At 27.3% G+C, this 12350-nt stretch carries 10 protein-coding genes; 7 read left to right on the top strand and 3 right to left on the bottom strand.

Translation table 11 applies throughout. From position 1 onward, the window contains the following. The first annotated feature begins 160 nt into the window (after positions 1 to 160). The 4 genes from IC173_RS15110 to IC173_RS15125 all read left to right on the top strand — a co-directional run bounded on the left by IC173_RS15110 (position 161) and on the right by IC173_RS15125 (position 5702). Entirely contained in the window at positions 161 to 1045 is an 885-nt protein-coding gene (locus IC173_RS15110) for a mechanosensitive ion channel family protein (protein WP_227433080.1), read from the top strand. Between the two features lie 563 nt (positions 1046 to 1608). Then, on the top strand, positions 1609 to 2226 hold the full coding sequence (locus IC173_RS15115; RefSeq protein ID WP_227433082.1) for a PepSY domain-containing protein: 618 nt from the start codon (positions 1609 to 1611) through the stop codon (positions 2224 to 2226). A 107-nt stretch (positions 2227 to 2333) separates the two neighbouring features. Then, positions 2334 to 4865, top strand: coding sequence for an FAD-dependent oxidoreductase (locus IC173_RS15120; RefSeq protein WP_227855798.1), 2532 nt, complete (start codon positions 2334 to 2336; stop codon positions 4863 to 4865). 216 nt (positions 4866 to 5081) lie between these two features. Then, the gene (locus IC173_RS15125; protein WP_227433084.1) at positions 5082 to 5702 is read left to right on the top strand and encodes a TVP38/TMEM64 family protein; all 621 of its coding nucleotides are present in this window, start codon (positions 5082 to 5084) and stop codon (positions 5700 to 5702) included. 128 nt (positions 5703 to 5830) lie between these two features. Here the strand turns inward: IC173_RS15125 and IC173_RS15130 are convergent, their stop codons facing one another. Both IC173_RS15130 and IC173_RS15135 read right to left on the bottom strand, forming a co-directional pair. Then, positions 5831 to 6367: a metal-dependent hydrolase gene (locus tag IC173_RS15130; protein ID WP_227433086.1), complete on the bottom strand. Its 537-nt coding sequence runs from the start codon at positions 6365 to 6367 to the stop codon at positions 5831 to 5833. 112 nt (positions 6368 to 6479) lie between these two features. Then, the gene (locus IC173_RS15135; RefSeq protein ID WP_285891625.1) at positions 6480 to 7184 is read right to left on the bottom strand and encodes a superoxide dismutase; all 705 of its coding nucleotides are present in this window, start codon (positions 7182 to 7184) and stop codon (positions 6480 to 6482) included. Between the two features lie 170 nt (positions 7185 to 7354). Here IC173_RS15135 and asnB point away from each other — a divergent pair, with 170 nt between their 5' ends. Further along, positions 7355 to 9238: an asparagine synthase (glutamine-hydrolyzing) gene (asnB, locus tag IC173_RS15140; RefSeq protein WP_227433087.1), complete on the top strand. Its 1884-nt coding sequence runs from the start codon at positions 7355 to 7357 to the stop codon at positions 9236 to 9238. A gap of 73 nt (positions 9239 to 9311) precedes the next feature. On the opposite strand, the gene IC173_RS15145 is transcribed toward asnB, so the two are convergent. Next, on the bottom strand, positions 9312 to 10748 hold the full coding sequence (locus tag IC173_RS15145; protein WP_227855799.1) for a trypsin-like peptidase domain-containing protein: 1437 nt from the start codon (positions 10746 to 10748) through the stop codon (positions 9312 to 9314). Positions 10749 to 11077: 329 nt separating this feature from the next. Between IC173_RS15145 and IC173_RS15150 the strand changes: the two genes are divergently transcribed. Both IC173_RS15150 and IC173_RS15155 read left to right on the top strand, forming a co-directional pair. Continuing rightward, entirely contained in the window at positions 11078 to 11656 is a 579-nt protein-coding gene (locus tag IC173_RS15150) for a TerD family protein (protein ID WP_227433090.1), read from the top strand. Positions 11657 to 11690: 34 nt separating this feature from the next. Continuing rightward, positions 11691 to 12269, top strand: coding sequence for a TerD family protein (locus IC173_RS15155; protein ID WP_227433091.1), 579 nt, complete (start codon positions 11691 to 11693; stop codon positions 12267 to 12269). The last annotated feature ends 81 nt before the right edge of the window (positions 12270 to 12350 follow it).

The raw sequence follows: 12350 nt of genomic DNA on the forward strand, positions 1-12350 counted from the left end.
AGTTCTACAAATAATAGAAGGTTTGGATTTAGAAAAAAGAGCTAACTGGAATATAAATCTTGTTTACTATGATTAAATGATATTGTATCATATTAAATAGAAAAATAAGAACTTTAAACTATAATATTGGTTCTAAAATATAAAGTAAGGAGTTTTTTCTATGGATACAACAAAAATAGATGATATAAGTAAGTTAGATTTAAATAATCTAGATATTAATAAAATGGACATGGGTGGTTTGATGGAAAGCCTTTTGGAATGGGCAACTACAAGTGGAGTAAAACTTATAATAGGTTTACTCATACTTTCAATTGGATTTAAAATAATAAAAAAAATTGTAAACCATGTCATGACAGTTCTTGGCAAAAGAGATGTCGATTTAACTTTAAGAAGGTTTTTGAAATCTCTTCTTTTAAGTGTACTTAAAGTTGCTGTTATAATAGTTGTTCTTGAATACTGGGGGATGAGTTTATCTAGTTTTGCTGCTGTAATAGCTTCAGCAGGGGTAGCGATAGGTTTAGCGCTGCAAGGTAGTTTATCAAATTTTGCTGGAGGATTTATTATACTTTTGATTAGACCTTTTAAAGTAGGAGATTACATAGAAGCAGCAGGTCATGGAGGAACAGTTGAGCAAATAGGACTTTTTTATACTCAATTAGCTACTCCAGATAATAAGCAGATACTTATACCAAATGGCTCTGTATCAAATGATAGTCTGATAAATTATTCTGCAAAAAATACTAGAAGGGTTGATTTAGTTTTTAGTGTAGGATATGAAGATGATATATTACATGTTAGAAGAGTCTTAAAAGAAATTGTAAATAGACATAAATTAATAATAAATGAACCAGAACCATTTATAGGAGTAGTAGAACATGGAGATAATGCCATTAAATTTGCAATTAGGGCTTGGTGTAAGACAGAAGACTATTGGACAATTTACCTTGATTTATTAGAAGATGTTAAAATTAGATTTGATGAAGAAGGAATTACAATACCTTATCCTAAAATGGATTTAACAGTTAGGGAACTAAATAAAATTTAAGTTTTTAATTATATAAAAGGGATGCTATTTAAAGCATCTCTTTTAGTTGTTTTTATTTTATGTAGATTTTTTATTTTCATATTTAATTAATGATAATTTTTACTATTTTATAGATTTAAATTTTAAAATTCTGGTATAATAAATTATATTATATAGATTTTAAAAATATTTCATCTTTGAGCGATACACGTATAGTTAAATATTATTTTACGATAGACAGAAAATCATCTTATCTCAGTATTTTAAAATAATAAGAAGTTGTATAACTTTGGATATTTGTGTATCATCCAATTTCATCTCAGTTTATCTCAACATTTCTATTTTTAAGAATAATTATGATTTATAAACAGGTATTATATTAGAAATTTAAAAATTTGTACTCATATCTTATTATTTAGGTTAATTTTCATATAAGTAATATTAAAATAGATTTTTAGCTTTTGATTATAAAGCTTTGAAAATAATTAAAATAAAGTAAGGAAAATATGCAATATAAAAGGGTAAATGAAGGGTTTAAAGGGCATAATATAGAATAAATTAATTATTATTTAAGGAGGATTTTTATGTGTAAAAAATTATATTTATTAGTAGCAAGTATACTTATTGCAGGTTTATTAACTGCATGTAGTGGAAATTCAAATTCAGGACAAGCACCTCAAAATAGCAATACAAAAAAAGAAGCAAATGCTTCAAATAGTGATTTAAAAGATGGCAAAATTGATGAAAGTTTAATGGAACAAGACTTCAAAGTACCTTATACAGATGCAATAAATATGTTTAAAGACAAATATAAGGATGCTGATATAGTAGATTTAAGTCTTGAAAGCGATTTAAATAAATATGTTTATACTGTTGAAGGTGTAGATGATAATAATGAGTATAAGATGAAAATAGATGCTAATACAAAGGATGTATTGCAAGATAAAACTGAAAAATTGGATTCAGAAGATTTAAATGGTAAAGCTAGAAAAGAAAAATTAGATTTAAATGATATAATAACACCTCAAAAAGCTATGGAAATTGCATTGAAAGAACAAGATGGAATAGTAAAAGAATGGAGTTTAGATAAAGATTTAGATGTTACTTTTTATAAAATAAGAATAGATAAAGATAAAAATGAATATGACATAAAGGTAGATTCTAAAAAAGGAACTATACTGGAGGTAGAAAAAGAAGATTAAGAGTTTCAAGTTGCTTTTAAAATAAATTCTTTTTTGAATAAAATTTGTTTAAAATATAACAAATAGGGTATAAAAAGGTTAAATAACTATTTTAGGAGGAGTACGGTATGTCATTAAAATCATTGAAAATAAAAGAAAATTTATATTGGGTAGGTTCACTTGACCCTGATTTAAGAGTATTTGACATAATTATGTATACACCTTATGGAACAACTTATAATTCATATGTCTTAAAAGGCACAGAAAAAACAGTTTTATTTGAAACAGTTAAAGATAAACATTTTGAGAAATATATTGAAAGATTAAATGATTTAAATATAGACTTTGAAAAAATTGACTATATTGTGGTAAGTCATACTGAACCAGACCATGCAGGAAGCGTTGAAAAGCTATTAGATTTAGCAAAAAATGCAAAAGTAGTAGCTTCAGAAACTGCTATTAAGTATCTAAAGGAAATCGTAAACAAAGACTTTGAATATATTGCAGTTGCAGATGGAGATGTGCTATCAATAGGCGATAAGACTTTAGAATTCTTCTCTGTACCTATGCTTCATTGGCCAGATACTATATACACATATATAAAAGAAGATAAAACTCTTGTAACATGTGATTCATTTGGAAGTCATTATAGTAATGACAAGATAGTAAACACTCTTAATGAAGATGAAGAAAAGGATTACTTAGATGCCTTAAGATATTATTATGATTGTATAATGGGGCCATTTAAACCATCTATGGTAACTGCTATAGAAAAGATAAAAGATTTAGATATAGACACAGTGTGCCCAGGTCATGGACCAGTATTGACTGAAAATCCTAGAAAAATTATAGACCTTTATTATAAATGGAGTGTAAATGAACAAGTAAAATTAGAAAAAGAAGTTACAATTTGTTATGTTTCTGCACATGGATATACAAAAATCATGGCAGAGGCTATAAAATCATATATTGAAAAAAATAGCAATTATAAAGTAAATTTATTTGATGTAATAGAGCATAAGCAAGAAGAAATTCTAGATAAAATAGCAGTATCGCAAGGTGTATTATTTGGAACACCAACAATATTAGGGGATGCATTAAAACCTATATGGGATATATTAGTATCTTTAAATCCAGTTCTTCATGGTGGAAAAGTTGCATCAGTATTTGGTTCATATGGATGGAGTGGAGAAGGTATAGAAAATGCTATGGAGAGAATCAATCAGCTTAGAATGACAACAGTGAAACCATTTGCTGTTAATTTTAAACCATCAGGGGAAGAAGTTGACAAATTATATGCTTATACAGGAAAATTCTTAGATAAGTTAAACTCTACTTTTGGAAGTAAAAAGAAGACTAAAAAGTTTAAATGTGTAATTTGTAATGAAGTATTTGAAGGAGATAGTGCTCCTAGTATATGCCCTGTATGTGGAGCCAAAGAGGACCAATTTATAGAAGTTGAAGAAGATGAGGTTACTTTTAGAAAAGATACTGACGAATATTTTGTTATAGTAGGAAATGGTGCAGCTGGTTTCTATGCAGCAAATGCTATAAGAAAAAGAAATAAGACTTGTAAGATAACTATGATTTCTAATGAGGAAGAGTTAACTTACTATAGACCTGCACTTTCTGATGGTATAAATGAAGAACTTAATTCTGATTTCTATATGGAAGATAAAGCTTGGTATGACGAAAACAACATAGTAGTAATATTAGGAACAAATGTAGATAAATTAGATGAAGCAAATAAAACTATTGTAGTAAATGATGGAGCTATTAAATTTGATAAGCTTGTAATAGCCACAGGAAGTAGAAATTTCATACCACCAATTAAAGGTCATGATTTAGAAAATGTATTTACACTTAGAAATATAAAAGACTTATATAATGTAAAAGAAGCATTAGAAAAGTCTAAGAAAGTTGTAGTAATTGGTGGAGGACTATTAGGTCTTGAAGCAGCATGGGAATTTAAATTAAAAGGCTTAGAAGTAGTAGTGGTTGAAGCAATGGATGGTATATTATCAAAACAACTTGATAAAGAAGGCAGTAAAATACTAGAGCAATGTGTAAGAGATACAGGCATAGATGTAAGATTAGGTGTGGCAGTTGATGGTATTGATGGCAATGGAAGGGCTCAAAAAGTTGTATTTAAAGATGGCAATAGTGTTGACTGTGATATGGTAGTCTTTTCAATTGGAGTGAGAGCAAATACTCAGATGGTTCAAGATACATCTGTAAAAATTGATAGAGGTATTGTTGTAGATAATACATTACAGACAAATGTTAAAGATATATACGCTTGTGGAGATGTTGCACAAGTAGGAAACACTAGTCTAGCAATATGGCCATCTTCAGTAGAAATGGGAAAAATAGCAGGAGCAAATGCAAGTGGAGATAGTTTGAAATTTGAAAGTGATGTATATCCAGTTTCATTAGATGCTATGAATGTTAAAGTATTTAGTATTGGTAATATACAAGATTTTGATAAAGAAATTTCATCAAAAGATGAAGGTAAAAGAGTATATAAAAAATTATTTATGAAAGATGGTTCATTAGTAGGAGCTATACTTATAAATGATTTAAGTTGCACTGTTAAATTGATAAGATTAATATCTGAAAAAGGGGATTTTGAAGATGTTATGAAGTCAGATATACTATAGTTTAAATATATCTAGATAAAAAGAAAAAGTCTTGAAATATGATAGATTCATATTTTAAGACTTTTTTGTTATAATATATAATAAAATAAAGATACCTTAACTGTAAATTTACATAAATTATTTACTTTTGAATATTAGATTCCTTTTTGAAATTGGTATGTAATAGCAATATAGAGTATATAATAATAGTTAAAGTTAAAAAAGGGGAAAAGCAATATGCAGTATATACAAGAATTACTTGATTTAACTCAAAACTATTGGGTGTTAGCCACAATAATTGGTTTATTAAGTGCATTTATAGAAAGCTTTATACCAGCCTTACCACTTGTGGCGATAGTTACAGCAAATGCTGCTATACAAGGGTTATTACTTGGGTGTTTGCTATCATGGATTGGCTCAGGGCTTGGGACAACCTCATTATTTTTATTAATAAGTAGATTTACTGATAGTAGACTTTTTAATAAGTTGAGAAATAGTAAAACTGAAAGAGCAATAAGTTGGATGGACAAACAGGGATTTAAACTGCTATTTATAGCATATGCTTGTCCATTTATGCCTGGGTGTTTAGTTACTGTTGCATCAGCTTTTTGTAAAAAAGATATAAAAGATTTTGTTCCAGCAATGTTGGCAGGAAAATTTGTAATGTTTATAGTAATAAGTTATGTGGCAAGTGATATAGAAGGATTTATAACAAGTCCACTAAAGATAGCATCATTTATACTATTAGTATTTTTATCATGGAAGATTGGAAGTAAAGTTAATAAAAACCTTGAAAATCATAACTATGAATTTCATCATAAAAAACACGATAATGATAGAGATAACAAAAGAATTTAACTTGTCAAAAAATTAAAATTGTCTTAAAAGAATTAGATTTAAATAAAAATTAAATTTAAAAGTATTCTTTTAAGACAATTTTTTTAATTTATTTAATTAATTTATAAATATGTAGCTATAAAAATACATTAAAATAAAATGTAAAATTGATATCCGATTAAAAAAATAACTATGAAGTTTAAAAGTTTAGATATGAATTTTTCTGTTTTTGAACTAGTTTTTATAGGGAGTAAGGAAATGTTTATAGTAATGGGAAAAAACAATTCGATACCTTCTTTGGTAATAAGGTCAAGACACATGTGAGAAAAATATCCTATTATAAATCCACTAGACAGACATGAAAAAACTATATTGTTGTTGGTAAAGATTGTTAGAGACTTAAAAAAACTACTAATGAGTAATAATGCAAGAAGACTATGGGTAAACCCTCTGTGTCTAAACCTACTTCCAAATAATTTGTAAATTAATATGAATTTTTTACTTATGTAAGAACCTCTCATATCTATATCTGGAAACAATGAACCTAAATATGCAAAATAGATATAGATTATAATTAATACTATTTTATATGTAGTATCGTATTTGACTAAATATATATTATTTATAAAGGGGAGTATCAAAAGCGCTAATATATATCCTCCCCTTTCATGTGTTTCTTTTATCATATAAAAATCCTCCTGAATCGTCACTATAAACACAATATTGGTAAATTTAGACTATCTTTTATTATATTATATAGCAAACATAAGTTTTTTTCAAAAGGATTTTAATATTTAATTACTCTTGAGATTTTAAATTTTTGTAATTTTCTAAAGCTCCATTCCAATTAACTACATTAAACCAGTTGTTAATATATTCATTTCTTCTGTTTTGATATTTTAAATAGTAAGCATGTTCCCAAACATCAAGACCTATGATAGGAGTCAAGTTTTTACTTACAGGGCTATCTTGGTTTGGAGTAGTTATAATGGACAATTTACCATCTTTAGTGGCTACCAGCCAAGCCCAACCAGAACCAAAAACATCTAAAGCTGCTTTTTGGAATTCTTCTTTGAATTTTTCAAAAGAACCAAAATCTCTGTCGATAGCTGCTTTTAAAGATTCAGAAGGTATAGTTTTCTCAGGAGTCATTATATCAAAAAAGAATTTATGATTGTAAGCACCACCTGCATTATTTCTTACTGTTGTAGCAATGTCTTTAGGCAAAGAATCTAAGTTTTGTAATAATTCACATAAAGAATAATTATAAAGCTCAGGATATTTTTCAAGAGCTGCATTTAACTTATCAACATAAGCCTGATAATGTTTATCATGATGTAAAATCATAGTTTCTTTATCTATATATGGCTCAAGTGCATCATAAGCATAAGGTAATGGTTTAACCTTAAACTTGTTATTTTCGGGTGTAAAAGCAAATAAAGTTATACACTGTGAAAGTATAAATAAAGACATAATAACTGGTATTAACATTTTTTTCTTCATAAAAATCACCTCCTAATATAGTATTTCTAGAAATTAAAAAATTATGAAAGATTAGCAGATAATTTATAAAAATTTGATAGTAATTTTTTTAAAATTGAATAAGTTTTGAAGGCAAAGACAAAACTATGAAATAAGGATAACACTAAAAATTAGGAAGGAAATTTGATAATATGTGTGGCAATATTTCAATTTATTATAAAGGAGATATATCTAAAAAAGAAGATATTAAATTTAAAATAAAAGAATCTGTAAATAATATAAATCATATAAGTCTTGATAGTAGAGGATACTTAAAAGGTGAGGAAAAAGAGTTTGATTTTAATAGATTTGATGTAATAGATGTTATACATGGAGTTAAACCATTTGAAAAAGATGGAAAGGTTATAGTTTTAAATGGTGAAATATATAATAGTTGCGAGATAAAAGAAGAATTGATTAAAAAAGGGTACAGCTTTGCTACAGATAGTGATATTGAAATCTTATTAACATCTTATATAGCATTTGGAAAAAATTGTGTACATAAGATAAAAGGTATGTTTAGCTTTATAATATATGATAAAGAAAATGAAAGCATATTTGGGGCAAGAGATTTATTTGGAATAAAACCACTTTACTATATAAATAAAGAAAAAGTGATAATCTTTGCATCAGAATATAAATTTATACTCGAGTATGTTAAAAAACTAAACATAAATGAACGAAGTTTACAGAGTTATTTTTCGTTTCAATATGTTCTTCCTGAAGATACTATGATACAAGGAATAAGATTGATACCAGCAGGACATTTTTTTAGAGTGGAAAACGGAATACTATCTTTAAAGAGATACAATAAACTTGAATTTAGGAGTAGTACAAAATTTTTTTACAGTAAGAATCATTTAGGGAATAGAGATATAGGCGAAGAAGAAATAAGAAATGTAGTAATAGATTCGGTAAGAAGACAGGTAGCAGAAAATAAACAAATTGGGACATTTTTGTCTGGTGGTATAGATTCATCAATTATAACCTCTATAGCTTCACAAATTAATCCAAATATAAAGTCTTTTTCGCTAGGTTTTAATGTTAAAGGGTATAGTGAATTGGAAATAGCTAAAAAAACAGCTGATAAATTGGGCATAGAAAACATTCCACTTAACATAACACAAGATGACTATATAAAAGCATTACCGAGTGTAATTTATTTTTTGGATGACCCTGTGGCAGACCCATCAGGAGTAGGTCTTTATTTTTTAATTAAAGAAGCTAGTAAATATGTTAAAATAGCTTTGTCTGGAGAAGGTGCTGATGAATTATTCGGGGGATATAATGTATACAAGGAATATAATAATGTGAAATCAGTTATAAATTCACCAGTGTATATTAGAGGCGTATTAAATAGAGTTTCAGAGCTTATGCCTAATATAAAAGGCAAAAATTATCTTTACAGAGCTACAACACCTTTAGAAAAGAGATATATAGGAAATGCGAAGATTTTTGAAAATAATGAAGTAAAAAGATTCTTTTTTAAATATAAGGAAAAGAATATACATGAGTATTTATTATCAAATTTGTACAGAGAAGCGCAGAAAAATAATTACGATTATATAAGTAAAATGCAACATATAGATGTAAATACATGGCTTCAAGGTGATATACTTCAAAAAGTTGATAAATTTTCTGTAGCTGAGCATCTAGAACTTAGAGTACCTTTTTTAGATAAAGATGTATTTGATGTAGCAAAAAATTTAAGAGTTGAACAAAAAATAACAAAAAATAACACAAAAGTGCTACTTAGAGAATCTTTTAAAGATATAGTACCAGAGCATGTTATTCAGAGAAAAAAATTAGGATTTCCAACGCCAATAAGAGTTTGGTTAAAAGATGATTTAGGAGTTGTTGTAAGAGAAACTATTTCCAATGCAAATGTAGACGAGTTTATTGATAAAAAATATATAATAAAACTTTTAGATGAACATCTAAAAGGTCACAAAGATAATTCAAGGAAAATATGGACTATATTTACATTTTGTCTATGGCATCAATTGTTTATAGAGCATAAAAACATCAAGTATTAATTTTTTCATGATATGGAGAGGGCGAACATATATAATGTTCTCACCCTCTCTATTGGTATGAAGAAAGAGTAAATTAGTTTATTATTTCGATAAAATTATTGGCAAATATTTTGACAAGATGACTTTCCACTGCTAGATTTAAGTTTTGTCCATCATCATATCCAGCAGAAATTAATCCCAGTAAATTGCCAAACATATCTAAAAGAGCCCCTCCAGAACTACCACTAGAGATTGGAGCTGTAAATTGTATCATTTGAACTGTTTCAAAGTCACGAAAAGCAGAGATAATTCCATCTGAAACTGTATTGAAAAGACCTAAAGGGCTTCCAATTGCAACTATTTTTTGGCCTCTTACAGGTTTTTTACTAACCTTGACTGGTATTGATTTACATTCTCTATCAACTTTTATTACAGCCAAATCATAATCTGAGTGGTATTTTATGATTTGATGTGATGTATAAACTTTATCATCATTTTCAAATCTAACTAAAAATGAATAGCCTTCATTAACTACATGGAGATTTGTAAGTATGTAACCTTCACTATTTATGACTACTCCAGAACCGCTCTTGAATGGTTTGTTTTCATTATCACACACAACAATCATAACAACGGAAGTTGATAATTTTGCGAGTTCTTCATATGTAAGTTCTATTTCTTTATCTTTTTTATTTTTTGTAGATGTAAAGTTTGTGTCAACAGAAGTTTGTTCAGATTGAGGTTTATTTATAGGAGTATAAGTTTTGTTATTATTGATGTTCTTATTTATATCTGTATTTAATTTTTCCAAAGGTATATCTAGCATAGTTGGACTTTTTTTAGAAAATTCAACTAAAGTAGAAAATCTAGAACATTCAGGATACAAATCAAGGATATCCTTATGAGGATTTATATATAAAATATCACATCCAAGCTGTGATAAAAAATATAAGAAAAAAAGTTCCTGTCTCTTAATATTTCCAAAATACACTACCTTGGGTGAAACAGTAATTTTAATTTTATTATAAAATAATTTAGGTAGAAAATAATCTATCCAACATAAAAGTTTAACAGCAAAATTTTTAACAATAGAAGGTGTTGAATGTGGTGTGTTTTTAGAAAACAAATCTAATGTATTTTTAAATGCAATTTTTTTTGTCCAATCTAATGTATCATTTTCTATCTTACAAGGAAATTCAATATTGTATAAATTCCAACTGTTAAATTTAGCATCATTATAAGTATTGAAAGTATTGAGCATCTTATCTGTTTGTGATTTATCAAAATTTATATTTAAGTTGTTTAGCCTAATATAGGGAACTGTTATATTGTTAAAAAAATGAGCATCTATATTTTTGATGTTTTTTATGTATTTATCAATCGAATTATCAATACCTATATATCGTGTAAAGTAGACTTCTTTAATATAAGAAGAACTCTTATTTGTATAAGACTTACTAGACATAAATTCATTTAAAGGCTCTTTTGAGTTCTTTATTACAGCTTTTAATGGTTTAATAGTACAAATCATATTTTTTCTCCTCTAATAAGATGATATAATCTATTATAAAACATCTTAAAACAATATAGTACAAAGAATTTTGTAGTTTCAAAATAAAATGTATACTTGTATATATAAATGATATATAATTACATATTAAACATAGATTTTATCTATTTAAAAAAATATGTAAAATCTATGTAAAAAGTAAGAAATATAAACATTTTTTTAATTATATTTTAAAAATATCAAGTAAGTTTTATTCACAAATGAATAAAAAATGTTATAATATGATTAAAGAAAAAGATAAATAATTAGCAAGATTTGTTTAGCTAAAATTAACAAGGGAGCGATAAATTATGGGTATAACATTATCAAAAGGCCAAAAGGTTGATTTAACTAAGGGAAACCCAGGGCTTAAAAATATTTTAGTAGGGTTAGGATGGGACACTAACAAGTATGATGGTGGATTTGACTTTGACTTAGATACAGCAGCATTTTTAACAGGAGCAAGTGGAAGTGTTACTAATGATGGAGATTTTGTATTTTACAACAATTTAAAGCATACTTCTGGAGCAGTTGAACATTTAGGTGATAATAGAACTGGTGAAGGTGATGGAGATGATGAGCAAATAGTTGTTGATTTATCTAAGATTCCTGGAGAAATAAGCAAAATTTCTTTTACAGTTACAATTCATGATGCTACAGAAAGAACACAAAATTTTGGGCAAGTAAGTAATTCTTATATAAGAATAGTAGATAAAGATACAAATGAAGAGCTAATAAAGTATGAATTAGGTGAAGATTTTAGTATAGAGACAGCTATAGTAGTAGCTGAAATATATAAACACAATGGAGAATGGAAATTTAACGCACTAGGTTCTGGTTTTGAAGGTGGACTTGCTGCGTTATGTGGAAACTTTGGAATAAACTTATAATTTTAAATACAATAAACTAGAGGGGGTATTTTCCATGGCTATAGTATTAAAAAAAGGACAAAAAATTGATTTAACTAAGGGAAATCCAGGACTTAAAAATATTAGACTTGGACTAGGATGGGATACAAATTCATTTGATAGTGGATATGATTACGATTTAGATGTCAGTGTTTTTATGGTAGGAGAATCTCAAAGAGTTGAAAGAGATGAAGATTTTATATTCTATAATAATTTAAAACATCCATCTGGAGCAGTTGAGCATTTAGGTGATAATAGAACTGGTGAAGGTGATGGAGATGACGAAGAAATATTAGTAAACTTAGATACAATGCCAAAGCATATACAAAAAATAGCTGTAACAGTTACAATATATGAAGCTGCTGAAAGAAAACAAAACTTTGGACAAGTAAGCAACTCATATATAAGAGTTTTAAACTCTGAAAATGACCAAGAAATATTAAGATATGACTTAGGTGAAGAATTTAGTATAGAGACTGCAATTACAGTATGTGAGATATATAAATATAATGGAGAATGGAAGTTTAGTGCAGTTGGAGCAGGATTTGAAGGTGGCTTAGAAGCACTTTGCAGAAACTATGGATTAAGTGTTTAGTATGAGTAACACAGTATATTAAATATAAGTAGCCTATACAAATAATGTATAGGTTATATTATATAAAATTTTATGGAGGTT

The sequence above is a fragment of the Clostridioides sp. ES-S-0048-02 genome (assembly GCF_020658495.1).
Classification (GTDB): Bacteria; Bacillota; Clostridia; order Peptostreptococcales; family Peptostreptococcaceae; genus Clostridioides.

Bases quoted from the DNA above. Each gene is read 5' to 3' on its own strand.
- IC173_RS15135 (WP_285891625.1), bottom strand. From the start codon at position 7,184: ATGAAGAAAAAAATGTTAATACCAGTTATTATGTCTTTATTTATACTT.
- IC173_RS15110 (WP_227433080.1), top strand. From the start codon at position 161: ATGGATACAACAAAAATAGATGATATAAGTAAGTTAGATTTAAATAAT.
- IC173_RS15115 (WP_227433082.1), top strand. From the start codon at position 1,609: ATGTGTAAAAAATTATATTTATTAGTAGCAAGTATACTTATTGCAGGT.
- IC173_RS15130 (WP_227433086.1), bottom strand. From the start codon at position 6,367: ATGATAAAAGAAACACATGAAAGGGGAGGATATATATTAGCGCTTTTG.
- IC173_RS15150 (WP_227433090.1), top strand. From the start codon at position 11,078: ATGGGTATAACATTATCAAAAGGCCAAAAGGTTGATTTAACTAAGGGA.
- IC173_RS15155 (WP_227433091.1), top strand. From the start codon at position 11,691: ATGGCTATAGTATTAAAAAAAGGACAAAAAATTGATTTAACTAAGGGA.
- IC173_RS15145 (WP_227855799.1), bottom strand. From the start codon at position 10,748: ATGATTTGTACTATTAAACCATTAAAAGCTGTAATAAAGAACTCAAAA.
- IC173_RS15120 (WP_227855798.1), top strand. From the start codon at position 2,334: ATGTCATTAAAATCATTGAAAATAAAAGAAAATTTATATTGGGTAGGT.
- asnB (WP_227433087.1), top strand. From the start codon at position 7,355: ATGTGTGGCAATATTTCAATTTATTATAAAGGAGATATATCTAAAAAA.
- IC173_RS15125 (WP_227433084.1), top strand. From the start codon at position 5,082: ATGCAGTATATACAAGAATTACTTGATTTAACTCAAAACTATTGGGTG.